This window comes from Aeromicrobium sp., from assembly GCF_036676885.1.
Taxonomy (GTDB): Bacteria; Actinomycetota; Actinomycetes; order Propionibacteriales; family Nocardioidaceae; genus Aeromicrobium.
In genome coordinates this window covers 1-22048 of the sequence record NZ_JAKFCB010000010.1, presented here as the reverse complement: position 1 = coordinate 22048, position 22048 = coordinate 1, and the positions used below count along the sequence as shown (strand labels likewise).

The window sequence follows — 22048 nt, the reverse complement described above, 5'->3', positions numbered from 1 at the left end:
GCGCGGATCGAGGGGCTTCACCGCACGTGGGTCTCAACCGGGATGTGCTGGACGCCGATCCGCTGCCGGAACACCCAGTACGACCACCCTTGGTACATCAGGACGATCGGCGTGAAGACGACGGCGACCCAGGACATGATCACCAAGGTGTAGTGGGTCGAAGCGGCGTTGGTGGTCGTGAGGTTCCATGCCGGGTCGAGCGACGACGGCATGACATCGGGGAACAGCCCGACGAACAGCATGATCGTGACCAGGCCGATCGTCACCGAGGTCGCGGCGAACGCCCAGCCGTCCCGATCACCCACCGTGGCGACGAACGCGAGGACGAACGCCGCCGCCCCGAGCAGGCCGAGCACCCACACCATGACCTCACCCTGGTCGATCCCGGTCCAGACGATGAAGGCAACCGCCAGGACCGCGGCCACCAGACCCGACCTCAGCGCCAGGGACTTGGCGCGCAGACGGATGTCTCCGACAGTCTTGAGCGCGACGAAGATCGCGCCGTGGACGAAGAACACGCTCAGGGTCACCAGCCCGCCCAGCAGCGCGTACGGGTTGAGCAGGTCGAAGAACGAGCCGACGTACTCCTTGTCGGCGTCGATGGGGACGCCGTGGACGATGTTGGCGAGCGCGACGCCCCACAGAAGCGCGGGGAGCGCCGATGCCGTCACGATCGTGATGTCCCAGTTGCGGCGCCACGTCGCGTCGTTGCGCTTGCCGCGGTACTCGAAGGCGACACCGCGCACGATCAGCGCCACGAGGATCAGGAGCAACGGCAGGTAGAAGCCGCTGAACAGCGTCGCGTACCACTCCGGGAACGCGGCGAACGTGGCTCCGCCGGCCACCAGCAGCCACACCTCGTTGCCGTCCCACAAGGGCCCGATCGTGTTGATCAGGACGCGCCGTTCCTTGTCGTCCTGCGCGAGCGCGCCGACGAGCATCCCGACGCCGAAGTCGAATCCTTCGAGGACGAGGTAGCCGACCCACAGGACGGCGATGAGGATGAACCAGAAGGTCGTGAGTTCCATGTGTCAGGGTCCGATCAGTAGGCGAACGCGAGCGGCGCGTCCCGGTCGTCGTCGGCGTCGCCGGCGGGTTCGATGACCGGCAGACCGGCCCGGATGTACGTGATGAGCAGCTTGAACTCGATGACCGCCAGCACGCCGTAGATCAGGGTGAACGCGATCAGCGACGTGAGAACCTCGGCGGTCGTGGTGCCCGGTGACACCCCGGCGGCAGTCGGCATGACGCCGAAGACGGCCCACGGCTGCCGGCCCATCTCGGTGAAGATCCAGCCGAACGAGTTGCCGATCAGGGGCAGGAACGGGAGCACGATCGCGGTTCGCAACATCCAGCGCGACGAGGGGACGCGTCCACGCCGTATCGACCACAGCATGGCCAGGGCCGCGAGCATCGCCAGTCCTCCGACGGTGATCATGGCGCGGAACGTCCAGTAGGTGATGGGGATGTTGGGGGAGTAGTCGCCGGGACCGTACGCCTGCTCGTACTCCGACTGCAGGTCGTTGATGCCCTTGACCTCGGCGTTGATGTCGCCGGTCCCGAGGTACGAAAGGAGCTTCGGCACCTCGAGCTTGTAGACCTCCTCGGAGCCGTCGAGCGTGCCGATCGTCAGGATCGAGAACGGGGCGGGCTTCTCGGTCTCGTAGAGGCCTTCGGCCGCCGCCATCTTCATGGGCTGGACGTCGGTCATGATCTTGCCCTGGATGTCTCCGGTGACGACGACGCCGAGACCGGCGACGAACAGCGTCACGGCGCCGAGGCGTATCGCCGTCAGGAATGCCTCGAGGTCATGCTCGGGACGGCGGATGACGTGCCACATCGCGATCCCGGCCATGAACGCGCCGCCGACCATGAAGCAGGCGAAGATCGTGTGCGGCACCGTGATGAGGGCGACCTTGTTGGTCAGCACCGCTCCGAAGTCCTCGAGCTCGGCCCGGCCCTTCTCCGCGTTGAACGAGAACCCGACCGGGTTCTGCATGAACGAGTTGGCCGCGAGGATGAAGTACGACGAGAGCAGCGTGCCGATCGCGGCGATCCAGATCGTCGCGAGGTGGACGCCGGGCTTGAGCTTGCCCCAGCCGAAGATCCACAGCCCGAGGAACGTCGACTCGAGGAAGAAGGCGAGCAGTCCCTCGATCGCCAGAGGAGCGCCGAAGATGTCACCGACGAACCGGGAGTAGTCGCTCCAGTTCATGCCGAACTGGAACTCCTGCACGATTCCGGTGGCAACACCGAGGGCGAAGTTGATGAGGAAGAGCTTGCCGAAGAACTTGGTCAGGCGCAGGTACTTCTCGTGGCCCGTGCGCCACCACGCCGTCTGGAGTCCGGCCACCAGGAACGAGAGGCCGATCGTGATCGGGACGAAGAAGAAGTGGTAGACGGTCGTGATGCCGAACTGCCACCGGGCGAGGTCCAGGGCTTCCATGACGTGTGGTGATCCGATCTCGTGTCGACCGCGCGGCGGTTTCGGGTTCGTGCCCCGAGCCTTTCGCAGCGGCGATCCGCCCGCCCACGGCCGACAGACACGTCGTCCCGGGACCTTGGTCCCGGCACGACGCCGGACGTTCGGTCCTGTCGGCGATGAACGGAGACTGCTTGGCTCATCGGTATGCCCAACGAAGCGACTGCCACACGCGTACGCCTGTCCTGGCTGCCGCTCGGCGCAGGCGACAACACGCACTGCGTGCGGGTCAACGGGCGGGCCTTCGAGGCGCTGCAGGCCGCGTACGAACGCCGCCCGCGGCGCGATCTGTACCACTCGGCCCTCGAGGTCCGCGTGGCCGACGCGGACCACTCCATCGAGATGGGCCCGGCCTGGGGAAACCCTCCCGGCGATCGGGGCGTCGTGGGAACCGGACCTGTCGGCATGAAGTTCCTGGGCAGGTCGCGCTTCTTCCGGTATGAGGTCAGGTGCTGGCGCGGCGGGACCATCCCTGACATTGCCGAGGCGGTCGGGGCGCCGTACGACCTCGACACCGACGCAGAGCGTGCTCAGCGGCTGCTGGACCTGGTGCCGCAGTTCCCGAGGGCCACGTGGGGGCGAGACGAGCTCCGCACAGGCGACATGTGGAACTCCAACACGTTGATCTCCTGGCTGCTGCTCATGAGCGGCCACGACCTCTCGCGGGTCTCGTTGCCGGATCGTGGGCGGGCTCCGGGCTGGTCCGCGGGGATCGAGGTTGCCTCGCGATCGAGGCCGGCGGTCAGTCCTCGTGGTGCCGGTGGTCCCTGAAGTAGGCGTCCATCGGGTCGGGCCCCGCATGGGGCTCCCGCAAGAACCTCGCTCCGACCACGGCCAGCAGGTCGGCCACCGCGAGGAGCAGGACTCGGCCCGCCAGCTGCACGTCGGGGTGAGGGCACTGGGTCGCCACGGTCCCGAGCTCGTGGGCGACGCCGAGGGTCCCAGGCAGCGAGGAGTCCCGACGCTTCTCGCGGAAGTAGTACGTCTCGGCGTAGTCGCCGAGGTCGACGCGCGCACCGACGATGTCCGCTGCGAGCCCGTGCAGGATCGACGAGGCGACCGCGGGCTCGAGGTCCGGCAGCGCGTCGCGGGTCCCGGCACGCTCCAGCAGGCTCAGGCGGAGCGCCAGCGCCCGCCTCCGCGACAGGGCGGGATAGACCTGCAGGACCCAGGAGATGGCCACGGTCAGCAGGGCGAACCCGAAGATCGCCTCGAGCGGGTTGACGACACGCAGCCAGCCTTTTGCCGGGAACACGTCGCCGAACCCGAGCGTCGAGATCGTCACCAGCGAGACGTAGAGCGCATCCAGGAAGGCGGGGTCCTGTGCGGCGGGCGATCCGGACGGGAACGAGAAGCCCTCAGGCATGTGCGGCAAGTAGATCAGCGCCCATCCGAGAACGGCGAACAGACCCCAGATCCCGATGACCGCCAGCATCGCGACGGGTCCCGACCACGCGCTGCGTCGGGTCAGTCGCCAGGCTGCCGTGTGCACCAGCTTGCTCAGGAAGCCCTGCCTGCCGGGGTTGGCCAGGGTGTGGAAGATGTCGACCAGGATCGCCAGCACGACGACCGCGCCGACAGCCGTGATGAACCAGTCGACCATCACATGCGCCCGGTCTCGAGATACCTCTGGTGCCAGCTGAGTGCCTCGCCGAGCAGGTGGGGGGTGTGGCGCCCGTGAGGGTGCGCCTGCCACGCGCGCTCGGTGTAGCTCACGAGGGCGTCCCTGAACAGCGGGTGGGCACAGTTGGCGATGACCTGCTTGGCCCGCGCCCGAGGCGACTTCCCGCGCAGGTCGGCGAGCCCGTGCTCCGTGACGACGACGTGCACATCGTGCTCGGTGTGGTCGACGTGGCTCACCATCGGGACGATCGTCGAGATGGCACCACCCTTGGCGGTCGACGGTGTGAGGAAGAAGCTGAGGAAGGCGTTGCGGGCGAAGTCGCCGCTGCCGCCGATGCCGTTCATGATCGAGCTGCCCATGACATGCGTCGAGTTCACGTTGCCGTAGATGTCCGCCTCGATCATCCCGTTCATCGCGATGACGCCGAGCCGGCGCACCAGCTCGGGATGGTTCGAGATCTCCTCGCTGCGCAGCAGTATCCGGCCCTTGTACGCCTCGATGTTCGCCATGAACCGCTTGGCACCGAGCTCCGACAGGCCGAGCGACGTCGCCGAGGCGGCGCGGAGGGTCCCGCTGTCCAGGAGGTCCAGCATGCCGTCCTGGACCACCTCGGTGAAGGCCACGAGATCCGTGAACTCGCTGCCGTCGAGGCCGGCGAGCACCGCGTTGGCGACGTTGCCGACTCCGGACTGCAGCGGCAGCAACGACGGCGGCATGCGGCCGGCCGCGACCTCATGGCGCAGGAAGTCCAGCACGTGGCCGGCGATCGCCTCCGAGGTCTCGTCGGGGGCCGTGAACGGTGAGTTGCGATCGGGGTGGTTGGTCTCCACGACGGCCACGACCTTGTGCGGGTCGACGTGCAGGTACGGCTCACCGATCCGCTGCATCGGCTCCGTGAGCTGGATCGGCTTGCGGTTCGGCGGCAGGGTCGCGCCGTAGTAGATGTCGTGGAAGCCCTCGAGCTCGCGGGGCTGCCAGTGGTTGACCTCGAGGATCACCCGGTCAGCCCGGTCGAGCCAGGTCTTGTTGTTGCCCACCGAGGTGCTGGGGACGAGCACCCCGCCAGGCAGGATCGCGGTCACCTCGACCACAGCGACATCGAGATTGCCGTAGAAGCCGAACCACATGTGCTGCGCGGAATGGCTGAGGTGTTCGTCGATGTAGTCGACGGCTCCCGCGTTGATGAGCCTTCTCAACGTCGGGTCGGAGTTGTAGGGGAGGCGTGAGGAGACACCGTCCACCGCCGCCAGCGCACCGTCGGCATCAGGAGCCGTCGACGCACCGGTCCAGAGCCCGATGCGGAACTCCTCGCCACGGTCGTGGGCCTCCGCCATCTGCCGCGCCAGGGCACCCGGGACGGCCTTCGGATAGCCGGCGCCCGTGAACCCGCTGAGGCCCACATGATCCCCCGGACGTACGACGGCAGCGGCCGAGTCCGCATCCGTGATCCTGGTGGTCATCACGGGGCAGGAGATTCGGGTCATGGGCGTGCACCGTACCGCGTCATGTCCCATAGTCGGCCGGAACGACCGTGATGGGGAAGGTCGTGACCCGGAGGAGCGAGGCGGCCACGGCGCGGCCAGGCAGGTGCCAGCGGCCGGCATGAGGCTTGCCGACGACAAGGAAGCCCGCGTCGGCCGCGGCCCGAACGGTCTCTTCGACGGGGTCGCCCGCCCAGATCTCAGGCGTCACAGCCACATCTGGATACTCCTGCCGCCATCCGGTGAGCACCTCGGCGACCAGGAGCTCACGGGCCTCCGTGTCGCTGACCGATGTCGCAGGATCTCCGATGTGAATCACGCGCAGACCGACATGGGCCCTGTCCGCGAGCTCGAACGCGAACTTCAGCGGTCCACGGGCCGCGGTCTTGGCGTCGATCGCGACGGCGACCTCCGTCATCGCAGCCGCGGAAGCGGACGGTGGGACGACCACCACCGGGCAATCGGCATGCAGCGCGACATGGCTGGAGACTGCCGACCCGGTGATCCGCTCGAACCAGCTGACGTCGTCGGTGCCGATCACCACTGCCTTCGCGTGGCGACTCTCGGCCACCAGGGCGGCCGGCGGATAGCTGTCCACCAGCTCGAGCTCGACGTCGGACCCGAGGCCGGTCTCATCGAAGTACGACTGCGCATCGGCCACCACCCCGTGTGCCGCGGCGATGTAGGAATCGGCCTCCGCCTCGGTGACGTACAGGTCCGCGTGCGAGTACGGCGGGGCGTACGCGTGCACCACTCGTAGCCGAGCGCCGAGCAGCTGCGCGAACGTCCGGGCGTACGCCAACAGCTCGGGCTGCTTGCTGCGTACGCCTACGACGACCGCACCGTCAGACAATGCCTGGTTCATGGCCCGCACCTCCGTGTCCGGTGTTCGAGCTCCACCATCTGCCGTCGGAGCGCGCGACGGCACGGTCGTTGGTCAGCGGGTCATGGGTCATTCGTCCTGGTGTCGCGCCCTCCGGCAGATCACCTCAGGTCGATCACGGCGGACCCGGCCAGGTGTCCGTCCGCGAGGTCTGTGAGCGCGCGACTCGTGGCATCGAAGCCGTAGGACGTCGTGTGCGACACCAGAGACAGCCTTTCGGCGAGCCGCAGGAGCTCCTCCCCGTCCTGTCGGGTGTTCGCGGTGACACTGCAGAGATCCCGTTCACCGAACAGGCACTCGGTGTAGTCCATGGGCGGGATCTGGCTCATGTGGATCCCGGCCAGGGCCAGCGTCCCGCCGGGCGACAGCGCACGCAGGGCGACCGGCACGAGGTCGCCCGCGGGCGCGAAGATGATCGCTGAGTCGAGCCGGCCGGGCGGCGCGTCGGCAGCATCACCCACGTACGACGCGCCGAGCTCGCGGGCGAGGGCCCGGTTGCCCTCACCACGCGTCATGACCGCCAGCTCGCAGCCCTGGGCCAGGGCGATCTGCGCCGTCAGGTGCGCGCTCGAGCCGAAGCCGTAGATGCCCAGCCGTCCACCGGGAGGGACGTTCGCCCGCTTGAGCGACCGGTAGCCGATGATCCCCGCGCAGAGCAGGGGCGCCGCCTGGATGTCGTCCAGCCCCGGCGGAAGCTCGTACGCGAAGGCCTCGGGGACCACGCAGTACTCCGCGAATCCGCCGTCGTCGTCCCAGCCGGTGTAGCGGGAGTGGGGACACAGGTTCTCCTTGCCTGCCCGGCACGCCGAGCAGGTCCCGCAGGTGTGGCGCAACCAGGCGATGCCGACCCGGTCGCCGAGCCGGAAGCGGCCGGCCTGCTCTCCGGCAGCGGTCACGACGCCCACGACCTGGTGACCGGGAACGACACCCCTCCGCTTGGGTCGCAGGTCGCCCTCGCACAGGTGCAGGTCGGTCCTGCAGACGCCGCACGTCCGCACGCGCACGAGCACCTCGTCCGGTCCGGGCATGGGCACGGGGCGGTCCTCGAGCACCAGCGGATGGCGCGCCATCGGTCCGGGTGACATCACGGACCATGCGCGCATGCGGTCGGTCACAGCCGCACCGCGGTCGTGCTGGGAGTCGTTGACATGCGCCTGCCTCCGATTCGAGCATACGGCGGACGGAGGCGGCGCAGACCGGCGTGGGCCGGCGAGAAAGTTCTCGACACGTGTCGTATCGGCTCGACCCCGTTCGTGGTCATGGTGAAAGTGTTCCTCACACACACGTCAAGGAGTCTGAATCATGCGTACCCTCATCGTCACCGCGTTCACGTCCGTCGACGGCGTCATGGAAGCGCCCGGGGGAGAACCGGGCTACCGCAACTCCGGCTGGACCTTCCAGGACATCGAGTTCGACCCCGCCGCGTACGAGATCAAGGGCCGCGAACAGGAGGAGACCTCGGCGCTGCTGCTGGGTCGCACGTCGTACGAGGCGTTCGCTCCGGTCTGGCCCACGATGGACGAGTTCGCGGGGTACAACGCGATGCCGCGCTACGTCGTGTCCACGACGCTCGCACAGGACGATCCCCGCTGGCCCGCGACGGTGCTCCGCTCGACCGACGACGTGGCCGCGCTCAAGGAGACCGACGGCGGACCGATCGCGGTCCATGGCAGCGCGACACTCGGCAAGAGCCTCGCCGATGCGGGCCTGGTCGACCGCTACCACCTCCTGGTCTTCCCGGTGCTCCTCGGCGCCGGCAAGCGGCTGTTCAGCGAGGCCGACAAGGACAAGACCCGGCTCAACCTGGTCGAGTACGAGGCGTACTCCAACGGAATCCAGAAGCAGGTCTTCGACGTCGTCCGCTGAGTCCGGAGTCAGCGACGCCCGATGAGCTCGGCGAGGATCTCGTCCTCGTCGCTGATGATGCCGGTGACGCCGATGTCGAGCAGGCGGTCCAGCGTGGCTACGTCGTTCACCGGCCAGGTCATGACCACCTCGACGTGGCGGTGCAGCGCCTCGACGGTCGCCGGGTCCAGGAGGGACCGGTGGACCGAGACGCCGTATGTCGGCTGCGTCGGCAGTCGCTGCACGAGCCGCGAGAGCTCGACCCGGTTGCGCGCGGACAGCACCCGGCGTACGTACGGCAGGTGGGCGAGGGCGTCGACGGAGCTCCACCGGCGGCCGCAGACCAGCACGTCTCGGTGATGGCCCACCTCGTGCAGGAGGCTCGCCACGGAGCGTCCCACGGAGGTGCCGCGGCCGCCCTTGAGATCCAGCATGAACGTGGTCCCGTGCTCGTCGGCGGCCAGGAGCTCGGCAAGCCCCAGGCGCGGTGCCGACGCCGAGGCCAGCTCCCACCTGTCCCACAGGAAGGGCAGGGGACCGGCCGACTTCAGGTGCCGGACCTCGAGCCGGCCGCGGAACTGGTGCACATCGCACTCGATGACGTCCACGCCCAGCTTGTTGGCCGTGCGCAGGCCGGCGAGTGAATTGCCGGCCCGGTGGGCGATCGCGAGGACGGGCACTCAACCACCGCCCGGCGACACCGCGACCTCGGGCTGCCGCGATTGCAGCCGGTGACGCCTCCGCTCCAGCCCGAGGGCGCCGGCGTGCGCGAGCAGCACGAGCGCGACTCCCGCGACGACGTCGAGAACATAGTGATTGGCGGTCAGCACGACGGCCACAGCCATCAAGGTCGGCATGGCGTAGCCGATGACCCGTAGCGCGAACGTCGAGGAGGCCGTCACGATCGAGATGCCGACGAGCAGGTCCCAGCCGGCATGGAGACTCGGCATCGCGGCGTACTGATTGACGAACGCGGGCGGCTGGAGCACCCGGTACGACTGGGATTGCTCGCTCACGGTGTCGATCAGGCCGAGGCCGGCCAGCCGGGGCGGGGCCACCGGATATGTCGCGTAGATGACCATGCCGACGCCTCCGGACAGCATCATCGCGTCGCGGAGGCGACGGAAGACATCGCTGTGCCACCTCAGCAGCCAGATCATCGTGACGATGATGATCGGCCAGTGACCCCAGATGTAGACCCAGTTGGCGATCGTCACGACAGTCTCGGAGTCACTTGCCGGTGTCTGCAGCGCGTCCTCGATGTCGAGGTGGAGTCGCTCCTCCAGCGCCACGATGTCGTGAGCGTGGTCCACGGCATCCTCGGTCGAGCCGACCGTCAGTCCGCGGATGCCGAAGTAGAAGCAGATCAGCAGCAGCACCAGTCCGGCCTGACCCAGGACCCAGAGCCTGCTCGCCCGGGGCCATGCCAGGTCACGCGGCTTGAGCATGATCGTGCACCTCCTGAAAGCAGGCCCCGATTGCTCAGACGCTTGACGACGCGCCCGTCACCTCGTCTTCACCATTCACCAGTGTCGCAAGGAATTGCCGACAATTCTGCTGAAGCCCAGATCCGCGCTCAGGCAGGCACCAGAACCGAGCGTCGAACAGCCCACCGAGTCACGATCAGGCTGACCCCGCCCAGAAGCAGGGCAGGAAGCCACGCCACGACTGCCTTGAGCGTGACGGCAGCCGCAGCAGCCGCCCAGGGAACCCCGAGCGCGGCGAGCGCAACGACGAGGGCGGCATCCCGCGGGCTGGCCCCATTCGGGCCCGGCACGGCACCGGCGAGCTGGCTGGCGCCGAACGCACCGAGCAGCGCGAGCGGAGACACCTCGTGGCCCGTGGCGGCCACACTGCCCAGCAGGAGCGCGGCAATCGACATCTGATAGCCCGCAGACAGGAGCAGGGCATGGGCCAGCACCCGTGGGCGCGGCAGCGGCTGACGCGGCATGAGGTCAGGCCGCACCCGGCGAAGGACGAGGGCAGCGACGACCGCCAACAGCGCGACGCCGAAGGCCACGAGCAACATGCGGAGCGGCAGGGTCGTCCCGGCAAATCCCACGAACGCAGCGAGTCCGATCGCACCCACCAGGCGGTCGAGGCCGACGCTGGTCAGGGCATCGGCGCCGTTGAGTCCGGCGCGGTTCAGCCGGCGCAGTCGCCACAGGTCGGCGCCGACGTGACCGGGTGTAAACAGTCCGAGCAGCTCCGCCTCGGCGTACGCACGGATGTGCCACCACCGGGTCAGGTCCGATGCCGTGAGCGCATGCCAGCGCAGCGGGCACAGCACGTACTTGCCGACGATCCACGGGAGCAGGCCGAGCACGACGGGCCACAAGGTCACGTGGGGCATGCGTGGCAGCGTCACGGCAGGGACGGCCACAGCGACCGCGACCCCGAGGACAGTGACAAGACGAGAGTGCATGATCTGCTTCAGGCGCATGGATCCTTTCTGACGGACCGGCGCCGATGTCACCCAATCCCTCCATTTCCCATGATACGGCGTAAAAATCGCTATGGCGAAAACGTCCAGCATGCGGTACGCGGTGCGTCGCCTGCACACCGAAGGGCGATACGGGTAAAGTGGGACACGTAACAAACCCCGCACCGCTGCTCGTCGAACGAGTACGTCGCTCGACGATCGGTCCGTGGCACCGGCTCAAGGCCGGATCACTCCACGAGGCGGGCGTTGCACCATCCCGATCGCTCCTGTCGATCGGTTGTAGCGAGCCACGTCGGAGACCCGGCAGGGCTCCTCGGCGCTGTTCCGGTCATGCCGGATCCGGCGTTTGCAGCATCGCCACGGCCAGCGTGCCGGGCCTTCGGAGGAGGAACCTTGGCCAGAAGAGGCCAGCGGCAGTCGGGGACGACCCGCTCTGCACCACAGCGGCGATCCCGCGGCGGCAACGACGGCATCATGTCGGTGCTCGCCCGCGCCGTGCGTGAGGTCGAGGCCGGTGCCCAGCGCGGCCGGGTGTCACCCTCGACTCGCACGAAGTTCCAGGTCGTGGCTCTTCTGGCCCGCGAGGAACGTACGCGCGCCAGGGCGGACGTCACGCTGACCGACGCCCAACGCGCCGAGAAGCTCAAGCGGCTCGACGGGATCGGCACGATCCTCGCCCAGACCGCGGCCCGTGACACCTCACTCCTCTCGCTCCTCGCGGAGGATGCCGAGGTCTCGGACGCCGCGATCGTGCTCAAGCACGACATGCTCCGGGCAGCGGGCGTCGAGGAGACCGTCGCGCCCGCCGACGAGTCCGAGGAGGCACCTGTCGACGCACCGGTCGAGCGTCGAGTCGTGCCCCAGTCGGTTGTCGCACGCCAGCTGGCCAACCCCTTCCTGCCGCCGGACTTCGAGTCGGCCCAGGCGGCGAAGCCCCAGACGCAGCGACTCGCGACCTGGGAGCTCCTCGGACCGCTGTTCTCGTCGTTCGAACGGGCCGCCGGCGGCTCCAAGGCGTGCATGGACCTGCCCGAGCCCACGAACACCAAGGTCCCGATCGGCCTCGAGCTGATGCGTCACCAGGCCGAGGTCATCGCCGCGGCCGAGGAGGGGCACCGGACGTTCCTGCTCGCGGACGAGCCCGGCCTCGGCAAGACGGCTCAGGCACTGCTCGCCGCGCAGGCCGCCAACGCCTACCCGTTGCTCGTGGTGGTCCCCAACGTCGTCAAGACCAACTGGGCCCGCGAGGCCAATCTCTGGACCCCCAACCGCCCGGCCACCGTGATCCACGGCGACGGTCACACGATCGACGGCTTCGCCGACATCGTGATCGTCAACTACGAGGTGCTCGACCGGCACGTCGGCTGGCTCGGCGACCTCGGCTTCCGCGGCATGGTGCTCGACGAGGCGCACTTCATCAAGAACAAGTCCTCCCAGCGGTCCCAGCACGTCCTCCAGCTGTCGGAGCGGATCCGCGCCCGCACCGTGCGCCCGCTGATGATGGCGCTCACCGGCACGCCGCTGATCAACGACATCGATGACTTCCGCGCGATCTGGCAGTTCCTCGGCTGGATCGACGACAAGAAGCCGCGCGCCGAGCTCATGCGGGCGCTCGAGGAGACCGGGCTGACGCCGATCGACCCGGGGTTCTACGCAGCAGCCCGCTCGCGGGTCATCGACATGGGCATCGTGCGCCGCCGCAAGGTCGACGTCGCCTCCGACATCCCGGCACGCCGCATCGCCGACCTGCCGGTCGAGCTCGACGACGAAGCCGGCCGGTCCATCCGTGAGGCCGAGCGCGGGCTCGCCCGCAGGCTGGTCGCCCGCTACGAGAGCGCGCTCGCCAACCGCACGTCCGGCATCACGGTGGAGGGCATCGACCACGAGCTCGTACGCCGGGTCGCCGGCTGGGAACGCGACGAGAGCTCGTCCAAGACCGATGAGAACGTGTTCACGATGATGCGCCGGATCGGCCAGGCGAAGGCCGGGCTGGCCGCGGACTACACCGCGCAGCTGGCGCGCAACGTCGGCAAGGTGGTCTTCTTCGCCAAGCACGTCGATGTCATGGACCTCGCCGAGGAGACGTTCGAGCGGCGCGGCATCCGCTACTCGTCGATCCGCGGCAACCAGACACCCAAGGTGCGGCAGCGCAACATCGACGCATTCGTCGACGACCCCGACGTCGCCGTCGTGGTCTGCTCGCTCTCCGCCGCCGGGGTCGGCATCAACCTCCAGGTCGCCTCCAACATGGTGCTGGCCGAGCTGTCCTGGACGGACGCCGAGCAGACCCAGGCGATCGACCGGGTCCACCGCATCGGCCAGGACGAGCCCGTCACGGCGTGGCGCATCATCGCCTCGCAGACGATCGACACCCGGATCGTGGAGCTCCTCGACAGCAAGGCAGGACTCGCCGCGAGGGCGCTCGACGGCTCGGACGAAGAGGTCTCGGCCTCGGCAGACATGCAGCTCGAGGCCCTGGTCGGCCTGCTCACCGATGCCCTGGAGCAGCAGCAGAGCTCGTGACGCTTGTCACTCGGCGTCGTTGAACCTCCTGCATCCCCATGTCGGACCTCGGGTGCCGACGCGACCCTCGCACGTACGCGGGGCCCCACGTGCAAGGAGCATCCATGAAACGAGTCATGTCGGTCGGCGCAGCCGCCCTCGCGGTCACCGCAACGCTGCTGGCCGTGCAGCCGGCGGCGGCAGCCACACAGCGCGCTGTCGCCACGGCGGCGCCGGAGGGCCTGCGCGACGTGATGTTCGTCGGCAACAACTGGCAGGGCACCGCGTCGATCATCGACGCCGACACCCGCGAGATGCTCAAGTCGGGCATCAACCTGATCCCCGACAAGGCACAGGAGCTCCAGGACATTCACCTCAACCCGGTCAAGCTCGCGTTCTACCTCGTCGTGCAGGCCGGACCCGGCGAAGGACATGACCAGTACGTCGACGACATGTTCACGACCAACGACGGCAAGTACCTCGCGGTCTCGCGGCCCAGCTTCGCCGACGTCGTGTGGATCGACATCGCCAAGGCGATCGCGGGCGATCCCGACAGCATCGTCCACGAGGAGCAGATGGACGGCTACCGCACCGACCACATGGGGCTGTCGCCCGATGGCCGCCGCCTGGTCGTGTCGGACTCCACGAGCCGCCAGGTCATCGAGTACTCGATGGTCGACGAGGTCGTGGGCGGCAAGGCCGTCACGATGGGACAGCGGATGCGGACCTTCGTGTCGGGGGAGACTCCGCACGAGAACACGTACAGCAAGGACGGCTCGCGGATCTTCCACGCGTCGATCGGCCGGGTCTATCTCCCGGTCGACTACCCGAGCCTCGGGCCGCTCGACCTGAGCCTGGTGCACGACACCGTCAAGAGCGATCGGTGGTTCCAGGTCGTCGACAACGCCAGCTTCGCGGTCACGCAGCGCTGGGACATCGGCAAGGAGCTCGCCGAGGCGGGTCATCCCGGCATGAGCTCCGCGGTCAGGCCCATGGCGGTCGCGCCCGGTGAGCGGTTCATCTACTTCCAGGTGTCCTACTTCCACGGCCTGGTGGAGTTCGACACCAAGGCAGCCGATCTCGACGGCAAGGTCGGCTACACCGCTGGCGGCATCGCCGAGCCGCGGGTCGGCGCGGTCAAGCGGGTCATCCCGCTGCCCAACCGCGTCCCGACGATGCCCAGGGAGCAGTACGTCAACGACTCGGCCCACCACGGGCTCTCGATCAACGCGGCCGGCACCACGTTGTGCGCCGCGGGCACGATGGACGACTACGCGGCGCTCGTGGACCGCAAGACCGGCAACCACGTCATCTTCGACACCGCGACGACCGGCCACTCGTACGGCAAGCCCTACTGGACGACCGAGGGTCTGAACGACACGTGCTGGATCTCCCTGAGCGAGGCCGACTCGGTTGCCGTGATCGACACCAACACCAAGAAGGAGATCGCCTACCTCCCGGTCGGCGACCACCCGCAGCGCGTACGCCACGGGTTCGTCCCGGAGGCACTGGCCGCAGGTCTGGGTTCCTAGGAGTCAGACGTCGGGCCGGGCTCTTCCCGGAGTCTCGGCTCGGTCGCGTTCTCGGGCTTGATCCCGTGCTTGTCGGCGAAGAACGCGCGGATCATGTCCATGTCGGCTCTGACGTCGTCGGACGGGTGGAACGTCGGCCCGAACCCCATGGTCTTGGTCGGCGGGTCGAAGAACGCGAGGGTGATCGGCAGTCCCGTTTCGCGGGAGATCCGCAGGAAGCCTGACTTCCAGTAGTCGCCCTTCGTACGCGTGCCCTCCGCCGCGATGATCAGGCGGAACGGCTCGCCGTTGCGCGCCTCCTCCACGAGGGCGTTCACGACACCCGCGGCGTTGTCGCGGTCGAGCGGGACGCCGCCGAACCGACGCAGCAACCAGCCGAGCGGGCCGCGGAACAGCTGCTTCTTGACCAGGACGCGCGGGTGCGCGCCGTCGTGCCACATGACCAGCAGCATCGTCACGAAGTCCCAGTTGGACGTGTGCGGTGCGCCCACGAGGATTCCGGTGTCGGGCACCTCGCCGACCATCCGGTAGCCGGCACGGCGAACGATGAATCGGGCGAGTCGCTGGCGGATCATCACGCGATCGATCCTAGGTGCGACCTGCGCGCCGGTCCGCGACGGGCGGGGTGACCGCCCTCGCGGCGTGTGCTGGCACCCGCACCGGCCGCATCAACCCAGCGGCCAGCGCCTCCCAGGTCTGCGCCCAGCCCCATGGGGCCGGGGAGGCGGATCGGGTGTGCTGGAGGTACGCCGGTCCACCGACCGGGAACCAACACCAGGAGAACTCGATGTCGACCCTCACCCCGCCCGCCCCGCCCCGCGCGAGATCCGCCGGACGGATCACCCTTCTCGTCCTGGCTGTCGCTTCGCTGTTGGGCGGCGCCACCGCGATCGCCGGCGGCGGGGCGCTGATCGCCGTGGACAACTCGTGGCGCGACGACGGCTACCTCACCAGCGACACGGTGCCCCTCAAGGCCGGCGGCCATGCCCTGGCGACCGAAGGCGTCGAGCTCGGTCGCCTCGACGAGGACTGGGTTCTCGGCCGCGCACGCATCCGCGTCACCGGCGCAGGATCGACTCCCGTGTTCGTCGGTCTCGCCCGTACGACCGACGCTGCGGCGTACCTCGCCGATGTCGAGCACTCGACAGTCACCGAGATCGACGACCCCGCCACGACGTACGAGCATCACGCAGGCGGCGCCCCCACCGTCAGTCCTGCCGACAGCGACATCTGGGTCGATCAGGCCAGCGGCGCCGGGACCCAGAGCATCGAATGGTCGCTCGACGAACGCCCGGGCCGCTGGACGGTCGTCGTCATGAACGCCGACGGCACGGCCGGTGTCGACGTCGACACAGATGTGGGCGCAACCGTGCCCTTGCTCGGCGAGGTCACCAGCGGCCTCATCGTCGTCGGCGCCCTGTTCGTCCTGGTCGGCTCAGGCATCCTCGTCGGCCTCCGGGTCGTCGGCCGTCGCCACGCCGAGGGAGCCGGTCGATGAGCGCCGTCATCGAGGTCTCCGACCTCAGCAAGGACTACGGGGACCTTCGCGCGGTGGACCGCCTGAGCTTCTCCGTCGCTTCCGGCTCCATCACGGGCTTCCTCGGACCGAACGGGTCGGGCAAGACCACGACGCTCCGGGCGCTGCTCGGGCTCGTCGAGCCAAGCTCCGGCACGGCACGGATCGCCGGGAGTCGCTACCGCGACCTCGAGGACCCGCTGCGCCACGTCGGCGCCATGCTCGAGTCGTCGACCCATCCGTCGCGGACCGCACGCAACCACCTGCGGGTCGTCGCGACGGAGGCCCGGGTGCCCCGCTCACGGGTCGACGAGGTCCTGGAGCTGGTCGAGCTCACGAGCGCCGCCAACCGGCGAGTGGGCACGTTCTCGCTGGGTATGCACCAGCGGCTCGGACTGGCCACGGCCCTCATCAGCGAGCCCGAGATCCTCGTGCTCGACGAACCGGCCAACGGCCTGGATCCCCAAGGCATCCGCTGGCTGCGTGACTTCCTGCGCGGACTGTCCGACGACGGCCACACGATCCTGCTGTCCAGCCACGTCCTGGCCGAGGTCGCGCAGACCGTCGACCACGTCGTCGTCATCGACCACGGCCGGATCGTCGCCGACGAGCCGCTCGATGTCCTGATGGCACGCGGCGCAGGAGAGCGGGTCCACGTGAGGTCCTCGGACCAGGAGGCGTTGAGGTCGTACCTGGTCGCCGAGGGTGCGCACGTGACCGACGAAGCCGGCGCGCTCGTCGTGACCGGTGTCGGCACCGACACCATCGGCCGGCTCGCGTTCGACCGCCACATCGTCATCTACGAGATCGGCGCCGTGCGCGCCAGTCTCGAGGACACCTTCCTCGACCTGACCGCCGACGCGGCCGGCCAGGCCACCCGCCATGACACCGACCCCCAGGAGGCAACCTCATGATCACCCTGCTCCGCGCGGACCTCGTCCGCCTTCGTACGCTCCGCTCGCACCACGTCGTGGTCGCCGTGCTCCTCGGCCTCGTTGCGCTCATAACCGCCGGCTCGATGTCGGACGCGGGATCGGCCGGGTTCAACAGCCCGGCAGAGCTCCGTGAGCCGATCACGGCCTCGGTCGGCATCATGGTGGCCGTCGCGCTGGCCCTGTTCGCCGCCACCCGGGTCGCAGGGGAGTACCGGTTCGGCACCTTGAGCCAGCGGCTCCTCGCGGCACCCCGGCGCACCCAGCTCCTGTTGGTCACCCTGACGACCCACGGCGTGCTGGGACTGGTCCTCGGCGCGGGCGCGCTCGGACTCGGTGCGGGAATCGCAGCGCCGATGCTGGCCGACAAGGACCTGAGCATCGAGCTCTCGGCGTCGATCGCGGCCTCCGTCCTGCTGGCGACGGTCGCGTTCAGCCTCATCGGGGTGGCCTGCGGTGTCATCTTCCGCAGCCAGCCCGCGGCGGTCATGGTCATCGTCGGCATGTTCGTCGCCGAGAAGATCCTCGGGATGTTCATCGGTGGCGCTGCGGCCTACCTGCCGTACGGGCTGCTGACGCCGCTCCTGCGGATGGAAGGCGCCACGATCGGCGCCGGAGCCGCGGCGATCTCCCTCGTGACGATCACGGCCGCCCTCACGGGCCTTGCCCTCGTCCTGTTCAACCGCCGCGACGTCACGCCGTGAGTGCAGTACGTGTGACGAGCCGACGGGAGGGTACGAACGAGGTGTCACTCCCACCAATCGAACGGAGCATCACCCGTGTTCACGAAGATCCTGCACAAACCCGTGTCCATCGCGCACCAGGTCGTCGGTGGTGTCGCGCGGACCGGACTGCACGGGGCCGCCGCCGTGGTGAGGAGGTTCCTGCCGGACGACGAGACCCCTACGCATGACACATCGCCCAAGGTCAGCACCGAGCCGGTCCATCAGCCGCCCTCGCCGACCACGACGACCAAGCAGGCCACGACCAACACGATGCCGGCCAAGAAGGCGCGGGCCAAGCGGGCCGCAACCAAGAAGGCGGCGAGCAAGCAGACCGCTCCCAGGAAGGCGGCAGCCAAGAAGGCGGCGAGCAAGAAGGCCGCTCCCAAGAAGCCCGCCTCGACCCTCGACGAGGGTCCGGCGCCCGTCGAGGCAGACCCGGTGGTCTACAGCAGCGGCCCCGACGTGACGACGCACGTGGCCAAGGACGACCTGGACGACCTGCGCCCATGACGCCTCCGATTGCCCGGCTAGGCAGCGGGTAGAGCCGGTCCATGCACCAGCTGGAGTGGATCGGCATCATCAGGCACGGCGAGAGCGTCGGCAACGTCGCGGCGGCGACAGCCGAGGAGAAGGGCTCGGACCTGATCGACATCGCCGAGCGGGACGCCGACGTAGCGCTGTCGGACGCCGGTGAGAAGCAGGCAGAGGCCGTCGGGGACTGGCTCGCCGCGTTGCCCGAGGACGAGCGGCCCCACGTCGTCATCGTGTCGCCGTACGTTCGCGCGTGGCAGACCGCGGAGATCGCCCTCAAGAGCCTCGACATCCCCGTCCTGCGTGACGAGCGCCTGCGTGATCGCGAGCTCGGCGTGCTCGACCTGCACACCGGGCACGGCATCCGCTCGAAGTTCCCGGAGGAGTCCGAGCGACGGCAACGAGTCGGCAAGTTCTACTACCGCCCACCCGGCGGCGAGTCGTGGGCCGACGTGCTCCTGCGCATACGAAGCCTCCTGCGGGACGTCGCCGAGGACCACGCCGAGCAACGCGTGCTGTTCTTCGCCCATGACGCCGTCGTCTCGCTGTTCCGCTACATCCTGGAGGACCTCGACGAGGAGGAGCTCATGACCAGCGCCAAGAAGTCGCCGATCGCCAACTGCTCGATCAGCAGCTGGCGGTGGAGTGACGAAGGCTGGGCGTCCGAGCTGTTCAACGATGTGAAGCACCTCGAGCAGGACGCCTCGGCGCACCCGACGGCCGAGGAGGGCGTCGATGCCCCGGCCGTCTGACGCGCGGGTCATCACACCGCGGCTGCTGCGCGACTGGCCGCTGCCGGAGCCGGAGGGCGACAAGGACGACCGCGGAACCGTGCTGGTCGTCGGCGGATCGCGATTCACGCCGGGTGCGGTCCTGCTGGCCGGCACGGCGGCGCTCCGTGCTGGAGCCGGACGGCTGCAGCTCGCGACGACGGACGACAACGCCCAGGCCCTGAGCATCGCGGTGCCGGAGGCCAAGGTCGTCGGCCTGCCGTACACCGACAGGGGCTCGGTCGACGGCGACGTTCCTGACCACCTGCTCGACCTGGCCGCCCGGGCAGACGTCGTCGCGATCGGCCCCGGCCTGGACGACGAGGACCAGACGGCGGTCCTGATGCGGCAGGTCGTCGGCGCCGTCGCGGGAGACGCCTCGCTCGTGGTCGACGCCTACGCCCTCGGCGCCCTCGGGAAGCATCCGGACCTGCTCGGCGGGCACGCCGGCCGCACCGTGCTGACCCCCAACCTGAGCGAGGCGGGGTGGTTGCTCGGCCGGGAGCCCGGCGACGACCTCGACGTCGAGGCGTACGCCGTGGCCGAGCGGTTCGGCGCGGTCGTCTCCCTCTACGGCCACGTGGCCGAGCCCGGCGGGGGAGCGTGGCGCGATGAGAACGCCGACGTGGGACTGGGTACGTCCGGCAGCGGCGACGTCCTCGCCGGCATCATGGCCGGCCTGCTCTCGTGCGGGGCCGACCCGGCCCAGGCCGCGTGCTGGGGCACGTACGTCCACGCGATGGCGGGCCAGCGCCTCGTCACCCGCATGGGGCGTACGGGCTACCTCGCACGCGAGATCGCCGACGAGGTCGCCGCAACGATCGCGATGGTCTGACTCACGTCAAGTGGTCGAAATCCCCGTTGACCCAGGCGGCGTGCCGCGCGGCCGAGCGCTGGACGATCGCCTTCGCATCCGCGTCGATCGCGTTGTCGAAGTTGCCGTAGAGCCGGTCGTACGCGAATCGGTCGACGTGATCGGCGACCCGCTTCACGACGGCGCCGGAGAGCGGGAGCCGGTTGGGGTAGCTCCGCATGAAGCTGACCGACGTACGGTCGGGGTTGGCGAAGATCGTGTCGCCGCTGAGCAGGACTCCTCGTCCCTCCGCGCCGGCCTGCCAGTGTGCGACGGCGCTCCCGGGGAAGTGGCCGCCCGGCTGACTCAGGGTCACCCCCGGCAGGACCTCGAGGTCGCCGGACCACGTCGCGATGACCGGATCCGGCCGGGCCACCCACTCGAGATCGGCCTCGGCGACCAGGACCGGTGCATCGCCGAGCAGGCGGCTCCACTCGACCTGCACGCCGTACATGTGCGGGTGACTCGCCACGATCGCGCGCACGTCGCCGAGCTCGAGGACGCGCGCCGCGATGGCGGCATCCACGAAGCCGACGGGATCCCACAGCAGGTTGCCCGCAGGCGTGCGCAGGAGCTTCGACTGCTGGCCGATGCCGGTGGACGGCGTCGTCGTGATCGCGTAGAGGTCGGGCTCGAGGTCGGCGATCTCGGCATGGTGGCCGTCGGCGGAGAGCTCGTCGAGCGTGGTCCACAGCTGCCCCTCGGCCGGCACCCACTGGCGCTCGTCGGCACAGATCGCACACACGTCGACCTTGTCGGCGTGCTCGACCGCGCAGGTCTGGCAGATCCAGAAGTCACTCATGGCCACCACGGTAGGACACCGCGGCGTGCGCATGCCCAGGATTCGTGGGGGCGAATTGACCCGATCGAACCATCGAATTCTGTCCGTGCGTCGGATTAGTGTCGTTCGTGTTCCGAATTCTGCCCGGACCGCAGGGAGATTCCCATGACTGACAGCAGTTCCACGACTGGACCGGACACACCGTCCGAGGCTCCTGATCCCCGGCGCTGGCTCGCCCTCGGCGTGATCGGCATCGCGCAGCTGATGATCGTGCTCGATGCCTCGATCGTCAACATCGCGCTGCCATCCGCTCAGGCCGATCTCAACATCAGCGACGCCGACCGGCAATGGGTCGTGACGGCCTACACCCTGGCGTTCGGCGGCCTCCTGCTGCTCGGCGGCCGCATCGCCGACTACACCGGCCGCAAACGGACGTTCATCATCGGCCTGATCGGATTCGCGGGTGCCTCGGCCCTGGGCGGGGTCGCTTCGACGGCCGGGCTGCTCTACGCGGCCAGGGGCCTTCAGGGTGCGTTCGCCGCGCTCATGGCGCCAGCCGCCCTCTCGCTGATCTCGGTGACGTTCACGGTGCCCAAGGAGCGGGCGGCCGCGTTCAGCGTGTTCGGTGCCGTCTCTGGTGGCGGCGCAGCGATCGGCCTGATCCTCGGTGGCACGCTGACCGAATACGCCTCGTGGCGCTGGTGCCTCGGCGTCAACGTCCCGATCGCCCTGGCGACGGCGGCGGCGGCGCTGCGTGTCGTGCATGAGAGCAAGGCGCACGGCAACACCAAGTACGACGTTCCGGGCGCCGTCATGGCGTCGCTGGGCCTTGTGTCGCTGGTCTATGGGTTCACCGAGGCCGCCAAGCTCAAGGATCCCGGCAGCGGGAGCACAGAGGTGCAGGGCTGGACCGACGCCTCGACGATCACTTTCCTCGCCATCGCGGTCGTCCTGTTGGTCGCGTTCGTCGTGTGGGAGAAACGGACCAGCACGCCGCTGCTGCCGTTGTGGGTCGCGCTCGACCGCAACCGCGGCGGCTCCTACCTGGTGTTCCTGTTCGCCGGCGCGGGCCTGTTCGCGATGTTCCTGTTCCTGACGTTCTACTTCCAGATCACGATGGAATACAGCGCGCTGAAGGCCGGGTTCGC

At 68.9% G+C, this 22048-nt stretch carries 22 protein-coding genes; 11 read left to right on the top strand and 11 right to left on the bottom strand.

What is annotated here, in order from left to right; all coding sequences use genetic code 11:
* Positions 1 to 17: 17 nt before the first annotated feature.
* Together cydB and V6M46_RS00535 are read right to left on the bottom strand one after the other, a co-directional pair.
* Positions 18 to 1028 (bottom strand): cytochrome d ubiquinol oxidase subunit II, encoded by a 1011-nt coding sequence (gene cydB / locus V6M46_RS00540; RefSeq protein ID WP_332661727.1) that lies wholly within the window; start codon positions 1026 to 1028, stop codon positions 18 to 20.
* A gap of 14 nt (positions 1029 to 1042) precedes the next feature.
* A complete protein-coding gene (locus tag V6M46_RS00535) occupies positions 1043 to 2446 on the bottom strand; it encodes a cytochrome ubiquinol oxidase subunit I (RefSeq protein WP_332661726.1) in 1404 nt (467 codons plus the stop codon).
* 183 nt (positions 2447 to 2629) lie between these two features.
* Here V6M46_RS00535 and V6M46_RS00530 point away from each other — a divergent pair, with 183 nt between their 5' ends.
* On the top strand, positions 2630 to 3253 hold the full coding sequence (locus V6M46_RS00530; protein WP_332661725.1) for a hypothetical protein: 624 nt from the start codon (positions 2630 to 2632) through the stop codon (positions 3251 to 3253).
* Here the strand turns inward: V6M46_RS00530 and V6M46_RS00525 are convergent.
* From V6M46_RS00525 to V6M46_RS00510, 4 genes are all read right to left on the bottom strand, one after another.
* The gene (locus V6M46_RS00525) at positions 3225 to 4085 is read right to left on the bottom strand and encodes a potassium channel family protein (RefSeq protein WP_332661724.1); all 861 of its coding nucleotides are present in this window, start codon (positions 4083 to 4085) and stop codon (positions 3225 to 3227) included. The genes V6M46_RS00530 and V6M46_RS00525 overlap by 29 nt on opposite strands.
* Complete coding sequence (locus V6M46_RS00520) at positions 4085 to 5590, bottom strand: acetyl-CoA hydrolase/transferase family protein (protein ID WP_332661723.1); 1506 nt, start codon at positions 5588 to 5590, stop codon at positions 4085 to 4087. The genes V6M46_RS00525 and V6M46_RS00520 overlap by 1 nt, the downstream gene beginning before the upstream one ends.
* A gap of 19 nt (positions 5591 to 5609) precedes the next feature.
* Positions 5610 to 6452 carry a universal stress protein gene (locus V6M46_RS00515; RefSeq protein WP_332661722.1) on the bottom strand — a complete coding sequence of 281 codons (843 nt, stop codon included), beginning with the start codon at positions 6450 to 6452 and terminating at the stop codon, positions 5610 to 5612.
* A gap of 119 nt (positions 6453 to 6571) precedes the next feature.
* Positions 6572 to 7585, bottom strand: a complete 1014-nt coding sequence (locus V6M46_RS00510; protein ID WP_332661721.1) for a zinc-dependent alcohol dehydrogenase family protein — start codon at positions 7583 to 7585, stop codon at positions 6572 to 6574.
* A gap of 187 nt (positions 7586 to 7772) precedes the next feature.
* Between V6M46_RS00510 and V6M46_RS00505 the strand changes: the two genes are divergently transcribed.
* Entirely contained in the window at positions 7773 to 8336 is a 564-nt protein-coding gene (locus tag V6M46_RS00505) for a dihydrofolate reductase family protein (RefSeq protein WP_332661720.1), read from the top strand.
* 8 nt (positions 8337 to 8344) lie between these two features.
* Here V6M46_RS00505 and V6M46_RS00500 read toward each other — a convergent pair whose 3' ends face one another.
* The 3 genes from V6M46_RS00500 to V6M46_RS00490 all read right to left on the bottom strand — a co-directional run bounded on the left by V6M46_RS00500 (position 8345) and on the right by V6M46_RS00490 (position 10758).
* The gene (locus V6M46_RS00500) at positions 8345 to 8995 is read right to left on the bottom strand and encodes a glycerophosphodiester phosphodiesterase (RefSeq protein WP_332661719.1); all 651 of its coding nucleotides are present in this window, start codon (positions 8993 to 8995) and stop codon (positions 8345 to 8347) included.
* Complete coding sequence (locus V6M46_RS00495) at positions 8996 to 9763, bottom strand: phosphatase PAP2 family protein (RefSeq protein ID WP_332661718.1); 768 nt, start codon at positions 9761 to 9763, stop codon at positions 8996 to 8998.
* Positions 9764 to 9891: 128 nt separating this feature from the next.
* A complete protein-coding gene (locus V6M46_RS00490) occupies positions 9892 to 10758 on the bottom strand; it encodes a lysylphosphatidylglycerol synthase domain-containing protein (RefSeq protein WP_332661717.1) in 867 nt (288 codons plus the stop codon).
* Between the two features lie 474 nt (positions 10759 to 11232).
* Here V6M46_RS00490 and V6M46_RS00485 point away from each other — a divergent pair, with 474 nt between their 5' ends.
* Complete coding sequence (locus V6M46_RS00485; RefSeq protein ID WP_332661716.1) at positions 11233 to 13281, top strand: DEAD/DEAH box helicase; 2049 nt, start codon at positions 11233 to 11235, stop codon at positions 13279 to 13281.
* A gap of 104 nt (positions 13282 to 13385) precedes the next feature.
* Entirely contained in the window at positions 13386 to 14792 is a 1407-nt protein-coding gene (locus tag V6M46_RS00480; RefSeq protein WP_332661715.1) for a serine/threonine protein kinase, read from the top strand.
* On the opposite strand, the gene V6M46_RS00475 is transcribed toward V6M46_RS00480, so the two are convergent.
* Positions 14789 to 15367, bottom strand: coding sequence for a 1-acyl-sn-glycerol-3-phosphate acyltransferase (locus tag V6M46_RS00475; protein WP_332661747.1), 579 nt, complete (start codon positions 15365 to 15367; stop codon positions 14789 to 14791). The genes V6M46_RS00480 and V6M46_RS00475 overlap by 4 nt on opposite strands.
* A 212-nt stretch (positions 15368 to 15579) precedes the next feature.
* Between V6M46_RS00475 and V6M46_RS00470 the strand changes: the two genes are divergently transcribed.
* From V6M46_RS00470 to V6M46_RS00445, 6 genes are all read left to right on the top strand, one after another.
* A complete protein-coding gene (locus V6M46_RS00470; protein ID WP_332661714.1) occupies positions 15580 to 16290 on the top strand; it encodes a hypothetical protein in 711 nt (236 codons plus the stop codon).
* On the top strand, positions 16287 to 17222 hold the full coding sequence (locus tag V6M46_RS00465; protein ID WP_332661713.1) for an ABC transporter ATP-binding protein: 936 nt from the start codon (positions 16287 to 16289) through the stop codon (positions 17220 to 17222). The genes V6M46_RS00470 and V6M46_RS00465 overlap by 4 nt, the downstream gene beginning before the upstream one ends.
* Complete coding sequence (locus tag V6M46_RS00460; protein ID WP_332661712.1) at positions 17219 to 17944, top strand: ABC transporter permease subunit; 726 nt, start codon at positions 17219 to 17221, stop codon at positions 17942 to 17944. Before V6M46_RS00465 ends, V6M46_RS00460 begins: the two co-directional genes overlap by 4 nt.
* 75 nt (positions 17945 to 18019) lie before the next feature.
* Positions 18020 to 18475 carry a hypothetical protein gene (locus V6M46_RS00455; RefSeq protein WP_332661711.1) on the top strand — a complete coding sequence of 152 codons (456 nt, stop codon included), beginning with the start codon at positions 18020 to 18022 and terminating at the stop codon, positions 18473 to 18475.
* 41 nt (positions 18476 to 18516) lie between these two features.
* Positions 18517 to 19248 carry a histidine phosphatase family protein gene (locus V6M46_RS00450; protein ID WP_332661710.1) on the top strand — a complete coding sequence of 244 codons (732 nt, stop codon included), beginning with the start codon at positions 18517 to 18519 and terminating at the stop codon, positions 19246 to 19248.
* Complete coding sequence (locus V6M46_RS00445; protein WP_332661709.1) at positions 19232 to 20101, top strand: NAD(P)H-hydrate dehydratase; 870 nt, start codon at positions 19232 to 19234, stop codon at positions 20099 to 20101. The genes V6M46_RS00450 and V6M46_RS00445 overlap by 17 nt, the downstream gene beginning before the upstream one ends.
* Position 20102: 1 nt before the next feature.
* Here V6M46_RS00445 and V6M46_RS00440 read toward each other — a convergent pair whose 3' ends face one another.
* Positions 20103 to 20921, bottom strand: coding sequence for a hydrolase (locus V6M46_RS00440; protein WP_332661708.1), 819 nt, complete (start codon positions 20919 to 20921; stop codon positions 20103 to 20105).
* 144 nt (positions 20922 to 21065) lie between these two features.
* Between V6M46_RS00440 and V6M46_RS00435 the strand changes: the two genes are divergently transcribed.
* Positions 21066 to 22048 (top strand): MFS transporter (locus V6M46_RS00435; RefSeq protein WP_332661707.1); only part of this gene is annotated, 983 nt, incomplete at its 3' end.

Bases quoted from the DNA above. Each gene is read 5' to 3' on its own strand.
- V6M46_RS00490 (WP_332661717.1), bottom strand. From the start codon at position 10,758: ATGCGCCTGAAGCAGATCATGCACTCTCGTCTTGTCACTGTCCTCGGG.
- V6M46_RS00440 (WP_332661708.1), bottom strand. From the start codon at position 20,921: ATGAGTGACTTCTGGATCTGCCAGACCTGCGCGGTCGAGCACGCCGAC.
- V6M46_RS00520 (WP_332661723.1), bottom strand. From the start codon at position 5,590: ATGACCCGAATCTCCTGCCCCGTGATGACCACCAGGATCACGGATGCG.
- V6M46_RS00460 (WP_332661712.1), top strand. From the start codon at position 17,219: ATGATCACCCTGCTCCGCGCGGACCTCGTCCGCCTTCGTACGCTCCGC.
- V6M46_RS00515 (WP_332661722.1), bottom strand. From the start codon at position 6,452: ATGAACCAGGCATTGTCTGACGGTGCGGTCGTCGTAGGCGTACGCAGC.
- V6M46_RS00475 (WP_332661747.1), bottom strand. From the start codon at position 15,367: ATGATCCGCCAGCGACTCGCCCGATTCATCGTTCGCCGTGCCGGCTAC.
- V6M46_RS00530 (WP_332661725.1), top strand. From the start codon at position 2,630: ATGCCCAACGAAGCGACTGCCACACGCGTACGCCTGTCCTGGCTGCCG.
- V6M46_RS00525 (WP_332661724.1), bottom strand. From the start codon at position 4,085: ATGGTCGACTGGTTCATCACGGCTGTCGGCGCGGTCGTCGTGCTGGCG.
- V6M46_RS00445 (WP_332661709.1), top strand. From the start codon at position 19,232: ATGCCCCGGCCGTCTGACGCGCGGGTCATCACACCGCGGCTGCTGCGC.
- V6M46_RS00465 (WP_332661713.1), top strand. From the start codon at position 16,287: ATGAGCGCCGTCATCGAGGTCTCCGACCTCAGCAAGGACTACGGGGAC.
- cydB (WP_332661727.1), bottom strand. From the start codon at position 1,028: ATGGAACTCACGACCTTCTGGTTCATCCTCATCGCCGTCCTGTGGGTC.
- V6M46_RS00505 (WP_332661720.1), top strand. From the start codon at position 7,773: ATGCGTACCCTCATCGTCACCGCGTTCACGTCCGTCGACGGCGTCATG.
- V6M46_RS00535 (WP_332661726.1), bottom strand. From the start codon at position 2,446: ATGGAAGCCCTGGACCTCGCCCGGTGGCAGTTCGGCATCACGACCGTC.
- V6M46_RS00450 (WP_332661710.1), top strand. From the start codon at position 18,517: ATGCACCAGCTGGAGTGGATCGGCATCATCAGGCACGGCGAGAGCGTC.
- V6M46_RS00470 (WP_332661714.1), top strand. From the start codon at position 15,580: ATGTCGACCCTCACCCCGCCCGCCCCGCCCCGCGCGAGATCCGCCGGA.
- V6M46_RS00480 (WP_332661715.1), top strand. From the start codon at position 13,386: ATGAAACGAGTCATGTCGGTCGGCGCAGCCGCCCTCGCGGTCACCGCA.
- V6M46_RS00485 (WP_332661716.1), top strand. From the start codon at position 11,233: ATGTCGGTGCTCGCCCGCGCCGTGCGTGAGGTCGAGGCCGGTGCCCAG.
- V6M46_RS00495 (WP_332661718.1), bottom strand. From the start codon at position 9,763: ATGCTCAAGCCGCGTGACCTGGCATGGCCCCGGGCGAGCAGGCTCTGG.